General features: G+C 53.0%; 16 protein-coding genes. 1 reads left to right on the forward strand and 15 read right to left on the reverse strand.

The window, feature by feature from the left end:
- Window positions 1–96 precede the first annotated feature (96 nt).
- The 11 genes from trpA to cysM all read right to left on the reverse strand — a co-directional run bounded on the left by trpA (window position 97) and on the right by cysM (window position 11537).
- A complete protein-coding gene (gene trpA / locus IT781_RS05220) occupies window positions 97–900 on the reverse strand; it encodes a tryptophan synthase subunit alpha (RefSeq protein WP_194969086.1) in 804 nt (267 codons plus the stop codon).
- Complete coding sequence (trpB, locus tag IT781_RS05225; protein ID WP_194969087.1) at window positions 897–2099, reverse strand: tryptophan synthase subunit beta; 1203 nt, start codon at window positions 2097–2099, stop codon at window positions 897–899. Before trpB ends, trpA begins: the two co-directional genes overlap by 4 nt.
- A 4-nt stretch (window positions 2100–2103) precedes the next feature.
- Window positions 2104–2730, reverse strand: coding sequence for a phosphoribosylanthranilate isomerase (locus tag IT781_RS05230; protein ID WP_194969088.1), 627 nt, complete (start codon window positions 2728–2730; stop codon window positions 2104–2106).
- A 160-nt stretch (window positions 2731–2890) separates the two neighbouring features.
- Window positions 2891–3772 (reverse strand): DUF2231 domain-containing protein, encoded by an 882-nt coding sequence (locus IT781_RS05235; RefSeq protein ID WP_194969089.1) that lies wholly within the window; start codon window positions 3770–3772, stop codon window positions 2891–2893.
- Window positions 3773–3862: 90 nt separating this feature from the next.
- Window positions 3863–4666, reverse strand: a complete 804-nt coding sequence (gene truA / locus IT781_RS05240) for a tRNA pseudouridine(38-40) synthase TruA (RefSeq protein ID WP_194969090.1) — start codon at window positions 4664–4666, stop codon at window positions 3863–3865.
- Window positions 4667–4725: 59 nt separating this feature from the next.
- On the reverse strand, window positions 4726–5211 hold the full coding sequence (locus IT781_RS05245) for a L,D-transpeptidase (protein WP_194969091.1): 486 nt from the start codon (window positions 5209–5211) through the stop codon (window positions 4726–4728).
- A gap of 16 nt (window positions 5212–5227) precedes the next feature.
- Window positions 5228–6526 (reverse strand): MFS transporter, encoded by a 1299-nt coding sequence (locus IT781_RS05250; RefSeq protein WP_194969092.1) that lies wholly within the window; start codon window positions 6524–6526, stop codon window positions 5228–5230.
- A gap of 111 nt (window positions 6527–6637) precedes the next feature.
- Entirely contained in the window at window positions 6638–7975 is a 1338-nt protein-coding gene (rlmD, locus tag IT781_RS05255) for a 23S rRNA (uracil(1939)-C(5))-methyltransferase RlmD (protein WP_194969093.1), read from the reverse strand.
- A 2-nt stretch (window positions 7976–7977) separates the two neighbouring features.
- Window positions 7978–8565: a YdbL family protein gene (locus IT781_RS05260; protein ID WP_194969094.1), complete on the reverse strand. Its 588-nt coding sequence runs from the start codon at window positions 8563–8565 to the stop codon at window positions 7978–7980.
- A gap of 13 nt (window positions 8566–8578) precedes the next feature.
- Window positions 8579–10615 (reverse strand): C4-dicarboxylate ABC transporter, encoded by a 2037-nt coding sequence (locus tag IT781_RS05265; protein WP_194969102.1) that lies wholly within the window; start codon window positions 10613–10615, stop codon window positions 8579–8581.
- A gap of 31 nt (window positions 10616–10646) precedes the next feature.
- On the reverse strand, window positions 10647–11537 hold the full coding sequence (gene cysM / locus IT781_RS05270) for a cysteine synthase CysM (RefSeq protein WP_194969095.1): 891 nt from the start codon (window positions 11535–11537) through the stop codon (window positions 10647–10649).
- A 139-nt stretch (window positions 11538–11676) separates the two neighbouring features.
- Here cysM and hemF point away from each other — a divergent pair, with 139 nt between their 5' ends.
- Complete coding sequence (gene hemF, locus IT781_RS05275; protein ID WP_194969096.1) at window positions 11677–12594, forward strand: oxygen-dependent coproporphyrinogen oxidase; 918 nt, start codon at window positions 11677–11679, stop codon at window positions 12592–12594.
- Between the two features lie 83 nt (window positions 12595–12677).
- On the opposite strand, the gene IT781_RS05280 is transcribed toward hemF, so the two are convergent.
- The 4 genes from IT781_RS05280 to IT781_RS22805 all read right to left on the reverse strand — a co-directional run bounded on the left by IT781_RS05280 (window position 12678) and on the right by IT781_RS22805 (window position 14714).
- Window positions 12678–13184: a cytochrome P460 family protein gene (locus IT781_RS05280; RefSeq protein ID WP_194969097.1), complete on the reverse strand. Its 507-nt coding sequence runs from the start codon at window positions 13182–13184 to the stop codon at window positions 12678–12680.
- Between the two features lie 410 nt (window positions 13185–13594).
- The gene (locus IT781_RS05285; protein WP_194969098.1) at window positions 13595–14035 is read right to left on the reverse strand and encodes an Hsp20/alpha crystallin family protein; all 441 of its coding nucleotides are present in this window, start codon (window positions 14033–14035) and stop codon (window positions 13595–13597) included.
- Window positions 14036–14431: 396 nt separating this feature from the next.
- Complete coding sequence (locus tag IT781_RS22210) at window positions 14432–14641, reverse strand: phage integrase N-terminal SAM-like domain-containing protein (protein WP_228778937.1); 210 nt, start codon at window positions 14639–14641, stop codon at window positions 14432–14434.
- On the reverse strand, window positions 14613–14714 hold the full coding sequence (locus tag IT781_RS22805; RefSeq protein WP_370526935.1) for a phage integrase N-terminal SAM-like domain-containing protein: 102 nt from the start codon (window positions 14712–14714) through the stop codon (window positions 14613–14615). Before IT781_RS22805 ends, IT781_RS22210 begins: the two co-directional genes overlap by 29 nt.
- Window positions 14715–14996 lie beyond the last annotated feature (282 nt).

Consider the following 14996-nt stretch of genomic DNA (forward strand, 5'->3'; position numbering starts at 1 on the left):
TTCATCATATGCTTACAATGGTAAACCGGCTCGTGGTAAACCATAACATCCGGTTATAAGCAGGCAACCGGATGTAACTGCGTTTTATACTATGCCTTAACTATCCATCGCCTGGCGCATGGCCGACAATAATTCAACAATTTCCTGTTTGGCCCGTTCAGGGTCCTGCAGATTTGCTTCAATTTTGCTGATCAGCGTGCTGCCGATGACCACGCCGTCACCTATCCCTGCGATAGTTTTCGCTGTTTCGGCATCCTTGACGCCGAAACCGATGCCGACCGGCAAGCGGGTATTTGCCCTGATCTGTTTCAGTTTGTTTTCAACATCGGCTGTATTCAAATGGCCCGCGCCCGTAACGCCCTTCAAAGAAACGTAGTAAAGATATCCGCTGCCCAGCTTATCCATCTTCCTGATGCGTTCTTCGTTGCTGTTGGGGGCGAGCAGGAAAATCGGATCAATGCTGCGCGTCTTGAGCAATCCCGTGCATTCTTCGCCTTCTTCCGGCGGCAGATCAACGGTCAACACGCCGTCAATCTGGGCCTCCTGCGCGGCATTGGCGAAATTCTCATAGCCCATGGCTTCGATTGGGTTTAAATAGCCCATCAATACTAAAGGTGTAGTTGTATCAGTTTTCCTGAATTCCTTAGCCAGCGCCAACGTCTTGCGCAAGCTCATTTTGTGTTCCAGCGCGCGCTCACTGGCGCGCTGAATCACAGGACCATCGGCCATCGGATCAGAGAACGGCACGCCCAGCTCGATAACATCGGCGCCGGCTTTAACCATCGCATGCATCATGGGCACGGTAAAGTCAGGATGCGGATCGCCGGCCGTAATGAATGGAATCAGAGCCTTGCGGCCCGCTTTGGAAAGTTCTTCAAATTTAGCGGCTAATCGGCTCACAGTACTATGCCCTCGCGTTGTGCCATTGTATGCATGTCTTTATCGCCACGACCGGACAGACTCACAATGATGATTTCGTCCTTTTTCATGATCGGGGCCAGCTTCATGGTATAGGCCATGGCATGACTGGACTCCAGCGCCGGAATAATGCCTTCCATGCGGGTCAGAGCATGAAACCCTTCCAAAGCTTCATTATCGGTAATATTGACGTACTGCGCCCGGCCGGTATCCTTGAGCCAGGCATGTTCTGGGCCTACGCCCGGATAATCCAGACCTGCCGAAATCGAATGCGTTTCGATGATTTCACCGTCGTCATCTTCCATCAGATAGGTGCGATTGCCGTGCAGCACACCTGGGCGGCCTGCACATAGCGGCGCGGAATGGCGGCCTGTCTCGATGCCGTCGCCGGCCGCCTCAACGCCGTACATTTTGACTGAGGCATCGTCGATAAACGGATAGAACAGACCGATGGCATTGGAACCGCCGCCTACGCAAGCAACCAGCGCATCGGGCAGGCGTCCGGTCATCTCCTGGCATTGCTGTTTCGCTTCACGGCCGATAATGGCCTGGAAATCCCGGACCATAGCCGGATAAGGATGGGGGCCTGCTGCGGTGCCGATGATATAAAAAGTATTGTCGACGTTGGTAACCCAATCTCTGAGCGCCTCATTCAGCGCATCTTTCAGGGTTTTGGAACCGGACTCGACCGCGACGACCTTGGCGCCCAAAAGCTTCATGCGGTAAACGTTCAACGCCTGGCGCGCCACATCGACAGCGCCCATGTAAACCACGCACTCGAGCCCCAGCCTTGCCGCAACCGTAGCTGTCGCGACGCCATGCTGACCGGCGCCGGTCTCTGCGATGATGCGTGTCTTGCCCATGCGTTTGGCCAGCAATGCCTGGCCGATCGTATTGTTGACCTTATGCGCGCCGGTATGATTGAGATCTTCGCGTTTCAAATAGATCTGCGCGCCGCCCAGTTCGCGGCTCCAGCGTTCGGCATGGTACAAAGGCGAAGGACGGCCGACATAATATTTCAGATCGGCGTCCAGCTCGGCGATAAAATCCGGGTCTGTTAAATACCGCTGATAGGCTTCATTCAATTCCTGAATAGGTGGTATCAAGGTCTCTGCTACAAACATTCCGCCGTAAGGGCCAAAATGTCCCCGCTCATCGGGCATATTATATTTTTTTGTCATGTTATTAACTTTTGTCACCCTCATTAACTGCTCTTAAAAATGCCGCCATTTTCAGCGCATCCTTAATCCCTTTCTCCGCCTCTACGCCACTGCTGACATCGAGCGCATACGGCCTTACTGCCTGTACAGCCTGCTTTGCATTCTCCGCCGCCAAGCCACCCGCCAATATAATCGGCAAAGCGCACTGCCTTGGAATCAATTCCCAGTCAAACTGACTGCCTGTCCCGCCTTTGGCATCTGGATGCCAGGCATCCAGCAGCAATCCCGCCGCATCGTGATAGTGCTGCACCAGAGCCGGGATATCGACATCCTGCCGCATACTAACCGCTTTCATATAACGTTTACCATAGATCCGGCAGTCCTCGGCCGGCTCATCGCCATGAAACTGGATACAATCAACCGGCACCCGTTCCAGGACCTCACGTATCCGAGCTTCCTGCTCATCGACAAACAAAGCCACGACGGAGACAAATGTCGGCAAGGCACTAACGATTTTAACTGCCTGCTCGATATCAACATTTCTTGGACTGGGCGGATAAAAAACCAGGCCAATCGCATCCACACCCAACTGAGCGGCACACACGGCATCCTCAACACGGGTAAAGCCGCAAATTTTAACGCGAGTTCGCATAAAGTGATATGAGAATTTATTCAAAAACCAGCCGACTAGAATAACATAAAACCGCGCTGGTGGCGTCTGCAATATATAAAAAATTCGTTATTAAACAATCGCGAGCCCAATAAAAAAGGCTGACACAAGTCAGCCTCGCGATTATTAAAGCTGGTTGGGCTCAATGCGCGTGAGTGTGCGTATGATTACCGGATGGATGCGTGTGAGTATGCGTATGACCATCGGATGCATGTGTGTGGCTGTGTGTATGACCGTCAGATGCATGGTCATGCGTGTGGCTGTCCACCACAGGCTCTTGGTCGTGCGCATGTTCTTCATCCGCCGCATACTCGTGATCGTGTGCATGGTCGCCCTCTGCGTGTTCATGAGCGGCCGCATGATCATGCTCTAAGCTCTGTTGGTCATGTTCATCCGCCGCATTCTGATGAGAATGCACATGACCATCCTCCGGCTGTTTGACCGCTTGAACGCCTATGCCGTATTTATAAACCATCAACCCGCCCAAATCGGAGCCCCAAACCATCAAGCCACAAAGCAGCACAGTCAACGTCAGAAAAAAACCGTTTGCCGCTCCTTGAATCAAACCTCCGCTTGCAATGCGCCAGATCGAAAGCAACACAGCAATGATTAGCACAACAATCCCAATTTGTTCAAGACGCTCCATAAGATCATGTACATTATCCCCATGCGCTACGGAATCAGCGGCCATAAAGCCGGAAATCACGGTAAACACAGTAGCGACAGTACCAAAATAAAGAAGCCAACTGGCAGCAATGCGCCATTGCGTTTTTTTTGCCAGCGTGCCAATTAAATCCAGAGCAAAAAATGCCGATAAAAATGCAATAGGAAAATGCACCAACAGCGGATGAATATTATCCAAACTCGCTAAGCCGGGCATGAGGGCCGGAAAAAGATCAGCCGGCTCTTTGCTTAAAAGCCCTTCGATAAAACTAAGAAAACTGGCTACGCTGCTCACAACGCCGCCGCCATGGTCACCGCCACCATGAATCTGGAAAGATAAAAAGTTACTCACATTGATCATACTTGTAATTTATATATATGTAGAGAAAGACACTAACCCGAAATGTTAATAATTGCAAATTAGACAAAAAACCTTAATCTGATCATCAAATTAATCAAAACGCTTGGCATCAGCCGGCAATTTATCAAACACAGGATGTTTGGCAATGCCATAATGCTCAGGATAATAAACTCCGCCCAAATAAAGCCCGTCGGGAGGCGCTGTTATGCCGCCCAATTTACGGCTTTTCACCTCAAGCAGCTCCCGGGCCCAGTCCACAGGCTGCTTGCCCATGCCGATAGCCATCAATACACCAGCGATATTCCTGACCATGTGGTGCAAAAAGGCATTGGCGGAAATATCCATGATCACTTGATCTTCATGCCGATAGACGTCAATAAAATGCATGATGCGCCACGGGCTTTTTGATTGGCAGCCCTGCGCCCTGAACGAGGAAAAATCATGATTGCCGATCAGATATTGCGCCGCCTGATGCATCTTGCCGGCATCCAGCGGGTTGTAACACCAGGTGACCCGACCATGCTGCAAGGCCGGTTTAGCCGGACGATTCAGTATGATATAGCGATAAAAACGCGCAATCGCGCTGTATCGGGCATGGAAATCATTCACAGCTGCTTTTACCCAGGTAATTTTGACGTCATCGGGCAAATTGCTGTTGCCACCCAGCATCCAGGCGTGCAATTCCCTTTCTGCATCGACATCAAAATGCGCGACTTGTTCAAAAGCATGCACACCGGCATCGGTCCTGCCTGCGCATGTCACGGTAACAGGCTGATCCGCGACTTTCGACAAAGCCTGCTCCAGCGTTTGCTGAATACTGCGCTTTTCAGGCTGCCACTGCCATCCTGAAAAGCCGCTGCCATCGTATTCCACGCCTAAAACGATACGCGTCATCTTAGATCCCTGCGCTCAATCAGCCCACTACAAAACAACATTAAACGACTCTCTTACCATTAGTGAATATAAACAGGCATCCCGGCCGCCACCCGATCAAATAAATCCAGCACATCGGCATTTTTCATGCGGATACAGCCATGCGATTCAGGCTTGCCGTTCATTAATTCATCGGGACAACCGTGGATGTAAATATACCGCCAGGCCGTATCGACTTCGCCGTAGCGATTTTTTCCCGGCTCCAGTCCGCCCAGCCATAAAATCCTGGTTAATATCCAGTCCCGCTGCGGATACTGCTTGCCCAGCTCCATGCTATAGATTTCGCCGGTCGGCCGCCTGCCGACAAAAACCGCATGCAGCGGCTGACCGGTTCCGATTTTCGCCCTGATTTTGTGCCAGCCTGTCGGCGTGCATTCGCTGCCTCGGCGTTCACCTGCGCCATTTTTGGCCGTAGATACGGCATAGCTTCGCAGGATCTGTCCGTTACCTATAATGCTCAACTGTTGTTGGCTAATCGAAATATCCAGAAATAAGTCGGTTTTCATAGACGCATTTGGATTTTTACCTTAAGTCGTAGCATTCGTTCATTGATTGCGCCCTGGTCTCACCGATGCGCCATACAGCCAAGAAGCTGATGGCCGCAGCGGCCGAAACATAGCCGCCCACCCAGGCCAAGCCGCCCTGATTGACCAGCAACTGCGAAATATACGGCGCACACGATGCCCCTAAAATACCGCCGAGATTATAGGCCGCACCTGCGCCTGTATAGCGCACCGCCACCGGAAACAATTCAGGCAGTAAAGCGCCCATCGGCGCAAAGGTCGCGCCCATCAGAAACAGCGACAATGACAAAAACAGCGTGATTTGCAGCATTGATCCACTGCTCAACATCGGAGCAAGCGTAAAACCCGCCAGAATGGCGACAAAACCGCTGATCAACAGCACGGGGCTGCGGCCAAATTTATCGCTGGCCCAAGCTGACAAGGGCGTCGCGAGCGCCATGAACACGATAGCCACGCACAGCATACCTAAAAATTGCTGCCGTGGAATCGACAGTATGTTCGTCCCGTAACTCAGGCAGAATACCGTCGCCGTATAAAACAACGTGTAGCAGACCACCATCGCCAGAGCCCCCAGCAACACGGCGCGCAGATGCTGCCGCAACAAAACCGCCAGCGGCATTTTCAAAGGCGGCTCCCGCTCCAGCAGCGCCGAAAACTCGGGCGTCTCGGCAAGCTTCATACGCACATACAAGCCCACCGCAACCAATAAGCCGCTGGCCAGAAAAGGCAGACGCCAGCCCCAAGCCTGAAAGTCGGCATCGCTCAAACCGACCGCCAGCAGCCAGAAACTCAGTGTCGCCAGCAGAAACCCTACGGACGGTCCCAGTTGCGGAAACATACCGTACCAGGCACGACGGCCGGCTGGCGCGTATTCCGTGGCCAGCAGCACCGCCCCGCCCCATTCGCCGCCCAGGCCCAGACCTTGCCCGAAGCGCAGTAGGCAAAGCGCAATCGGCGCCCATGCGCCCAGCGTGTCATAGCCGGGCAAGCAGCCGATCAGGAGCGTAGACAGGCCCATTACCAACAGTGAAGCCGCCAACGTCGCCTTGCGCCCGATCCGGTCGCCGAAATGGCCGAACAGCACCGCTCCCAAGGGCCGCGCGATAAAGGCAATGCCAAAAGTCAGAAAGGCGCTCAATGCCTGGACCGCCGGCTCGCTCTGCGGAAAAAACACGCGCCCGATCACCAGCGCCGAAGCCGTCGCATAAATATAAAAATCGTAGAATTCAATTGCCGTGCCGATAAAGCTGGCAAAGGCGATATGGCTGATGGAAGGCGTCTTGTTATAGGTCGTCATAGCTTTTCTAACTGTTGTATGCGGAAATCACAGGCGCTGAAAAACCATGAAACTGGATACATAGCTGAATTCTGCGGGCGGCACTGTTCCGGCCGCCCCTTCCTGTAAACACTATTTTTTCTCAAACAAAGCGATCGATTCCACATGACCGGTCTGCGGGAACATATCCATGACGCCGGCCTTGATCAGCTTGTAACCCAGTTCATTGACCAGGATACCGGCATCGCGGGCCAGTGTCGACGGATTGCAGGACACATAGACGATCTGATCAGGCTTCCATTTCTTAAAATGATGCAGCACCTCCGAGGCGCCCGCCCTGGACGGGTCCAGCATGACCTTGTTGTACTTGCGGTTGGCCCAGGGCTGGTCGCTAATGTCCTTGCTTAAATCGGCGGCATAAAATTCTACATTCTCTATGCCATTATGACGCGCGTTTTCGCGGGCGTGCTTGACCAGCGGCAGATCGCCCTCGACGCCGACAACGCGGCCGGCTTTTCTGGCCATCGGCAGCGTAAAATTGCCGAGACCGCAGAACAGGTCCAGCACACTATCGTTTTCGTTGAGATCCAGCGTGTCCAGCACGCGGTTGATCATCTTCCGATTGATCTCGTAATTGACCTGCGTGAACATGGCCGGCCTGAATTTGAATTCCACGGACTGATCCGGCAACGCATAAGTCGGTATGACTTCCGGCTCGCCGTCCAGCGGTTCGATCGTGTCGGGGCCTTTCGGTTGCAGACAGATACTCATGCGGTGCTCGCGCCCGAACGCGCGCAGGCGCTCCTTGTCGGCCTCGGTCGGCGGCTCCAGCACGCGGATAGCCAGCACGCAGTCGTCGTCGCCGATCGCCACTTCGATCTGCGGGATTTTATCCTTGACCGTCAAACCGGCGATCATCTCGCCTAACGCAATCAGCCGCTTGCCCACGATCGGATGCATGACCATGCAACTGTCGATCTCGGCCAGATACGGATGGCGTCTTTCCCTGAAGCCCACCAGCACGCGGTTTTTCTTGGCGACGTATTTGACACCCATGCGCGCTTTGCGGCGATACCCCCAATGCGGTCCTTCCAGCGGCTCCCACAACTGCGGAATTTCCACTTTGCCGATGCGCTTGAATTGCTCGATCAGCAAATCCTGCTTGATGCGGATCTGGGCGTTTGAATCGACATGCTGAAAGCTGCAGCCGCCGCAGACGCCGTAATGCGCGCACGCCGCCTCAACGCGGTCGACGGCACGGCTCAGCAGGCTGACCACCTTGCCTTCCGCGTAATCCCGGCGAATTTCAGTATAGACGAACTCGACCTCCTCGCCCGGCAATGATTCGTCTATAAAGACGACCTTGCCGTCCACATGCGCGACGCCGCGCCCATCATGCGCCAGCGATTCTATGGTGACTCTGACCGGCATTTCCGGCAGCTGCTTTTTTCTCGATCTGTTACGTGACATGCTTACTTCTGCTTCCAACTTCCGTTAGATGATTGATACCACCAGCCGCGCTGAGCGTTATTGATCCAGCGGGTGGCAAAGGTTGATTTGATTTGGGCGACCCATTCGGGATGACCGTTGGCTTTGGCAATGGCCTGGTAAAGATGCTCGCGGTCGGCATTTTCGGCCGCCACCAGTTTGTTGACTTTGTTTCTGTCCTGCAGAGGCACGCTGCCGGCATCTCTGACCGTCAACAACCCGTCCGTCTGTATGCCGATATAACCGGCGTCATAAAAGCGCTTCAACGCTGGGAAACGGCTCTGCATAACTGAGCGCGCCTGTCTGATTTCCGGGCTGTCAATGGCTAAATCAGCCTCCTCGGCCTGCGCCGGCGAAACCAGGACATTGATGGCGCTATCTAGCGACCGGAAAACGGCAACCTGCCAATCGGGACGGCTGGACCTAGGCTCGGTCTTTTCCGGTATTTCCTCCTTCTGGATGCCTTTGATGATTTCATCGGCAGCCTTTTCCGCGGCTGCGGCAGGAAAATAAATATTGATCGTCACACACGCGGTCAACAACAATGTGCCGAATACGGCTACTTTTCTCATGATTTGCTCCAAATTATTCGATACGTACTTCATCGGTAGTTGAAATACGCGCCAACCGATCCATCAATACGTTCCAGTTAACCCGCGGATTATAGCCGATTACGTCGATTCGCGGCAGACCGCCGCCTTTAATAAGGTAATAACCCTGCTGCGCCGCCTCCACGCCCATCATCTGGCAGACGCCTTCGTGCAGGTAACAGCCCACGCCGATCTTGTCGTACATAAAGGTTTCAAAAAAACGCAGGAAGCTTCTGGACAGTATATCGGCCGCGCCTCCGCCGCCGATGCTGGCGATATTCCTGACCGCTTTCTGGCTGATCCGGTGCTTGGAATCATCGTCATCGGGCGTCCCCAGCCAAGCGTAAAAACTGACCGGCTTCCAGTTTTCCATGTACAACTGCTGAACATAGCCCGATAATCGCCCGGTAATGCCGCCGAACTCAAACCGCCGCGTCAATTGATCCAGATCCAGGTTATTGATTTCCAGTTCGGCATGAAACCTTGGAAAATCGGTAAACAATCCCGACGATGCCAGATTCGTGACCTTGATTTCCCCGTCAAAAGCCTTGATGTTCAGCTCGCCTCCGAGGCTCAGCGTTTTGTCACGGTAATCGACACCTGGGATGTGGCCGCTGATCGTTCCGGACAACGGCGTCCAGTCCAGCTCGTTCGATAATTGCTCCAGCGACACCTTATCGACATTGCCTTCAAAGTAAACTTCAGGCTCCCCTTGCGGCCTGGTCTGCCATTTGAACGCATTGACGGCGATAATGCCGTCCAAAAAAGGCAGGTTAGTCTTCTCGAGCAGTTCAATAGTTCCCGCCTTGGCCAGAAATGAAAACCGGGCTGGACCGACAGGCAAAGCCCGTATCTGCAATCGTTGCCAGACCCATTCGGATTTTTTGTGAAAGGCTTCGTCGCTGGACCAGTTGAAGATGCCATCGCCGCCCTGCATCGCCAGGCGTCCCGATTCGTCATCCACATCCAGATCGCTGAAACCGGCCGTCAAATGGGTCAACGCATTCTGTGCGATGGAAAAGTCGGCTCTCAGCCGCCCTGCCAGCGATACGCCTTCTAATACCGTCCCTTCAAACAGGGACTTTAGATAGGCAGCCGACAGTCCGGCCAGATCCTCGCTGGTCAGTGTCATATCGGCTTTTTCGATTCTTACTTTATCGTCATACCGAACAACCGCGCTCCCCTTTAATGCCGCCGCGCCCGGATGATGATAACTGATCGATTTGACCTCAGCCTGCTGGGTTTTATCGCTCCATTCGCCCTGTGCATCCAGTGCAATTATTTGCGCCCCTATCGTCAGATAGAGCGGTTCGGCATAAAGAGCACCGCCGCTAGCTTCAGCATGCTGTTGCCATTGCCATCCGTTATCGTCGCGAAACGCCTCCAGTCTGGCCGTCAGATTCAGTTTTTCGGCGGCGAAGCGTGCATCCGTGCTCTGCCCCGAAAAATCTTTCAGATTGACCGCCGCATCAATAGTATGGACGACGTCATTCGAACCCGACGCGTCAATTGAAAAACTGATGCGGCCGTCTTTGAATTCAGCCGACGGCAGTTTGATCAATGCCTGCATCAGTTCGGCATCAACCCTGCGGGCGCGGATTTTCAGCCGCCATTGATGGCCTATCTCTTCGCCTTCCACAGCAAATCGCCCTCCGGCCCAGTACAGATTGGCGAGCGAAAAGGCGCTGCGGTTTTCCGCAACCTGAAAGGAAAAATCGGCTGCCGGCGACTGCCAGCGTTGCGAGCGGATTTCGGCCTGCCCCTTAGCGCAGACCATGGCCTTGTTACCCCAGGTAAAAGCGGCGCAGTGGATATTAGCCAGATTCAAATCGTTAAAAGGCTCGGGCAGGACCAGCCTGTCGATGGTCAAGACTAATCGCTGCGGACTTTTAGCCAGTTCCGTCAAGGCGATATGCACCCCCTGCAACTGCCAGCCATTCGCTTCAATGGTTTTGATATTGGCCGAGGCGGCATCTAAAGCATTGGCTGGCGATGCGATTAAAAAACAGGCAATCGCCAGAAAGAGCCTCATCTTTAGCAAAGCAAAAAAGGGCGCTCCTCAATCAGCCCGGAAAAACGCCGGTCGACAAGTAGCGATCGCCCCGATCGCAGATAATGACCACAATCACGGCATTTTCGACTTCGGCCGATAACCGCAATGCCGCCGAGACGGCGCCTCCCGATGAAATGCCGGCAAAAATGCCCTCCTCGGCCGCCAGCGCGCGCGTGGTATTTTCAGCCGAAGTCTGATCGACATCGATAATGCGGTCAACGCGCTCAGCCTGGTAAATTTTTGGCAGGTATTCCTTGGGCCAGCGCCGGATGCCGGGAATTTTGGACTCGCCTTCCGGCTGCACGCCGATAATCTGGATAGCTGGATTCTGCTCTTTCAGGTACTTGGCCGTGCCCATGATCGTACCGGTCGTACCCATGGAACTGACGAAATGCGTGATTTTGCCCTGCGTGTCGCGCCAGATTTCAGGGCCGGTGCCTTCATAATGCGCGCGCGGATTGTCGGGATTGGAAAACTGGTCGAGAATCTTGCCCTTGCCGGCCGCCTCCATTTCCCGCGCCAGATCGATCGCGGCCTCCATGCTGCCGGCCGCCGGCGTCAGAATGATCTCGGCGCCGTAGGCTTTCATCGATGCCCGGCGTTCCTCGCTCATATTGTCGGGCATGATCAAGGTCATTTTGTAGCCCTTGATGGCGGCGGCCATAGCCAGGGCGATGCCGGTGTTGCCGCTGGTCGCTTCGATCAACCGGTCGCCGGGCTTGATTTCGCCCCTAGCTTCGGCATGCTTGATCATGCTGAGCGCCGGCCGGTCTTTCACTGATCCGGCAGGATTGTTGCCTTCCAGCTTGACTAGAATGGTATTGCCGGTGGCGCCGGGCAATCGCTGGAGTCTGACTAACGGCGTATTGCCGACAAAGGATTCAATGGTTGGAAAAGTCATGGTTGATATTGTTGGGGTAACAAAGGATGAGCCAATTATCCCATAAAAAAGGGCGACACAGATTCCGTTTTTATTTGCCGATTCCCTACAAAAACTGATAGATTTCCCGCCTGTTTCAACCATTCATCACTTAAAACCTATGAATACCGATGATATCGCCCGCGTAAAATCCTACCTGCTCGGCTTGCAGGACCATATCTGCACGGCCCTGGAAGGCCAGGAGCCCGAAGCCCGGTTTATTGAAGACAATTGGGAACGGCCGGAGGGAGGCGGCGGCAGAACACGCGTGCTCGCGGACGGGCAGGTATTCGAACAGGGCGGCGTCAACTTTTCTCATGTATCGGGCATCAACCTGCCGCCGTCGGCCACGGCAAAGCGCCCTGAATTGGCCGATCGCGAGTTTCAGGCCATGGGCGTGTCGCTGGTCATCCACCCCAAAAATCCGTATGTACCCACCTCGCATGCCAATGTGCGCTTCTTTATTGCCGAAAAACAGGGCGAGCCGACGATCTGGTGGTTCGGGGGCGGCTTTGACTTGACGCCGTTTTATCCGTTCCACGAAGATGTCATGCACTGGCATCAGACGGCGCGCGCCGCCTGCCAGCCTTTCGGCGATCAGGTCTATCCTGCTTACAAAAAATGGTGCGACGAGTATTTTTTCCTCAAACACCGCAATGAAACGCGCGGCGTTGGCGGGCTGTTTTTCGACGACTTGAACGAGTGGGGGTTTGAACGTAGCTTTGCTTTCATGCAAAGCGTCGGCAACCATTATACCGAGGCCTATCTGCCCATCGTGCAGAAACGCAAGGACACGCCTTTCGGCGAGCGGGAACGCGATTTCCAGCTTTACCGCCGGGGTCGCTATGTCGAATTCAACCTGGTCTATGACAGGGGCACACTGTTCGGCCTGCAATCGGGCGGACGGACTGAATCGATTCTGATGTCCATGCCGCCTATCGCCCACTGGCGCTACAACTGGCAGCCGGAACCCGGCAGTGACGAGGCGCGGCTTTATGAGCAGTACCTGAAGCCGCAGGATTGGCTGGCCGGCAACTGAACTTAAAGAATTGAACGCGGGAAGAACAGAGCCTTCCCGCGCGCTGATCAGCAGGTTTTCAAAACCTGCTTTTCTCGCTGAGCTTATTGCAGCGCGGAAAATGTATAAGTGTAATCATTGTCCTTCATGGGCATGTGGCAGGCAAAGCACTCCTTGGCCTTGGCTTCCTCATGCATGACCAGCTTGTTGCCGTCCCAGTGCGCAAATCCCCAACCGCCGGTAGCAGCATATTTCTTGCTGTCCTTGATCATGGCTTCGGCTGCGGCAAATTCGCCGGGCACGATGGCTTGCGGCCAGTTAGGATGCGTGCGTTCTTTCCATACTACTTTGGCTAAAACCGTACCGTCCGGCCAGGGTTTGGTCTGCCCTTTGCCCGCGGCTTCTATCGCTTTATCATTGCCTAAAATAGCGCGCAGGGTTTGTTTATCGGTCCGATGGGAAACCGACAGCAATCGCCAGTCTTTATATTCGCCGTGCACCGGCTTGGCGGCCGCCGGCGCTGTTTTGGTTTCCGCCGTTGTGGTCGCCGATAGCGCCAACAGCACCACGGCAAGAGAGAATCTCAATTTAAGATTCTGCATTTTTTTCATATCAACTCTCCATTTCGGGATCTTTATAAATTGCGGCTTTGCTGTTGCTCTTCTTGAATTTGGATCACAAGAACGTCTCCAGCACAAACTCAACCGCAAATTTATATCAGAAAACTCCCGGCTTACCTACCGTTTCATCAATTGCTTTTAAAATAGCCAGACATTCATAGCGCCAATTTTATGGACAGGCATCAGATGAACTGGGACGGGTTTAAAAATACCGCCAGCATGACGGTTATTTGAATTCAGCTGTAGGGGCAAACTCATTCGACCCGGGACAAATGCCCATGCAGTGCGAATGAATTCGCACCTGCGTGCGTAACTGTTCAGGCGACAAGCAGGATAAAAACAGTCCTTGCTAAGCATCAGTCAATAACATAAAAAACGGAGCCCGAAGGCTCCGTTTTTTACTAATCTTCCGCTGCGACGGTAATTTTTTTCGGCTGGATCGCTTCACGCTTTGGAATTACGATTTCAAGCACCCCATGCCTTGATCTGGCGCTAATGCCTTCGGCGTTAGCCGTATCAGGCAAACTGAACCGTCGATAAAAAGAGCCATAGGTCCGTTCCACTCGCTTATAATTTTCACGTTGGGTCTTGGCTTCGGTTTTCTTCTCGCCTTTAATAGTCAATACGCCCTCTTCCATGCTCAGATCGATATCTTCCGGTTTTACGCCAGGCAGGTCGGCCAGCAGCACATATCTATCGCTTTCCTCTTTGATATCGACCGCAGGCGCCCACTCAGCCGTGGCGATTGAACCCTCGCCGCCGGCAGTTCCTTCATACGCCCGTTCCAGCTCTTTTTGCAATTGATTCAGTAAACTCCAAGGTTCATAACGAGTAATAGCCATAATCATCTCCAAATAGATTCAAATTATCAACAACACGTCGAAAACCGTTTCAATTCGGCATTCGCTGATAATATGAGGCGACTTGGCAATTTTTCAAGCCGTATGGACGCTGAATTTTTTAAGCCTGCATACAACGCCGCAAAACAACACGCAGGGTTCCGGATGAACATTAATCCATGTCGAATGATGAACTTTGGATGTTTTTGTGAATAAGATGAGAGTCCGTGAGCCAGCTAAAACGTACAAAAGTGCGGCATGAGCGGAAGCTGCACTGCACAGCTCAATCCTCTACATATCCAACAGACTAATGTCGTGCGTGTCAACACATTCGGCAAACGTTGCGGCTGCTTGGCGCGCACAACGTTATTCAGCCACGGCAAATCGATTAACAGCACCTCATTTATATAAAAACAGCAAACTGGATAAGGCCTGATTTTGCGTTGAAGCCGACACTTTTCCTTCTACCGCCAAATGCGTTAGAAAAGCTTTCACTTTCGATTGCTCCCTCTTTATGAGAATAGCGTTTACCGTGACAAAACGGCAGGAAAGCCGTTTTGCACAGCCGCAAGACTGCCCGCTAGGGTGGCGTATAGGGATATACGTCATGAAATAGAATAAAACGCTTAATCCACTGCACATATTGCTTTTCGGTACGAATGCTATGGCGCTTAATACGGATACGCTCGCAGACTTAATCAAGAAGTTTTGGCGGTGCTTTTTCAGTTTGGATAAATTAAGGTTGATATCAATATAGTGACGACTATAAAATCATGCCTAACGGATTGCGAGAGTGGCGTTATACACCTGCGATTTCAATTTTATATACACCTGAGAAAGTGGCTACTTATAGCTAGCGTCATTACGCATCAAAAGGAGATTGTGAATGTATCAATGCAGTTTTGAATTTGAACCGCCCCGGTTTTCTCGGAGGCTCCAACTTATGAGAAAATGGGGCTATGAC

Origin of the sequence: Methylobacter sp. BlB1, assembly GCF_015476545.1 — a bacterium.
Lineage (GTDB): Bacteria > Pseudomonadota > Gammaproteobacteria > Methylococcales > Methylomonadaceae > Methylobacter.

Excerpts from the sequence above, each read along its gene's own strand:
- IT781_RS05280 (WP_194969097.1), bottom strand. The coding sequence starts at position 13,184 with ATGAAAAAAATGCAGAATCTTAAATTGAGATTCTCTCTTGCCGTGGTG.
- IT781_RS05285 (WP_194969098.1), bottom strand. The coding sequence starts at position 14,035 with ATGGCTATTACTCGTTATGAACCTTGGAGTTTACTGAATCAATTGCAA.
- IT781_RS05265 (WP_194969102.1), bottom strand. The coding sequence starts at position 10,615 with ATGAGGCTCTTTCTGGCGATTGCCTGTTTTTTAATCGCATCGCCAGCC.
- IT781_RS05250 (WP_194969092.1), bottom strand. The coding sequence starts at position 6,526 with ATGACGACCTATAACAAGACGCCTTCCATCAGCCATATCGCCTTTGCC.
- hemF (WP_194969096.1), top strand. The coding sequence starts at position 11,677 with ATGAATACCGATGATATCGCCCGCGTAAAATCCTACCTGCTCGGCTTG.
- IT781_RS22210 (WP_228778937.1), bottom strand. The coding sequence starts at position 14,641 with ATGACGTATATCCCTATACGCCACCCTAGCGGGCAGTCTTGCGGCTGT.
- cysM (WP_194969095.1), bottom strand. The coding sequence starts at position 11,537 with ATGACTTTTCCAACCATTGAATCCTTTGTCGGCAATACGCCGTTAGTC.
- truA (WP_194969090.1), bottom strand. The coding sequence starts at position 4,666 with ATGACGCGTATCGTTTTAGGCGTGGAATACGATGGCAGCGGCTTTTCA.
- IT781_RS05260 (WP_194969094.1), bottom strand. The coding sequence starts at position 8,565 with ATGAGAAAAGTAGCCGTATTCGGCACATTGTTGTTGACCGCGTGTGTG.
- IT781_RS05245 (WP_194969091.1), bottom strand. The coding sequence starts at position 5,211 with ATGAAAACCGACTTATTTCTGGATATTTCGATTAGCCAACAACAGTTG.
- trpB (WP_194969087.1), bottom strand. The coding sequence starts at position 2,099 with ATGACAAAAAAATATAATATGCCCGATGAGCGGGGACATTTTGGCCCT.
- IT781_RS05230 (WP_194969088.1), bottom strand. The coding sequence starts at position 2,730 with ATGCGAACTCGCGTTAAAATTTGCGGCTTTACCCGTGTTGAGGATGCC.
- rlmD (WP_194969093.1), bottom strand. The coding sequence starts at position 7,975 with ATGTCACGTAACAGATCGAGAAAAAAGCAGCTGCCGGAAATGCCGGTC.
- IT781_RS05235 (WP_194969089.1), bottom strand. The coding sequence starts at position 3,772 with ATGATCAATGTGAGTAACTTTTTATCTTTCCAGATTCATGGTGGCGGT.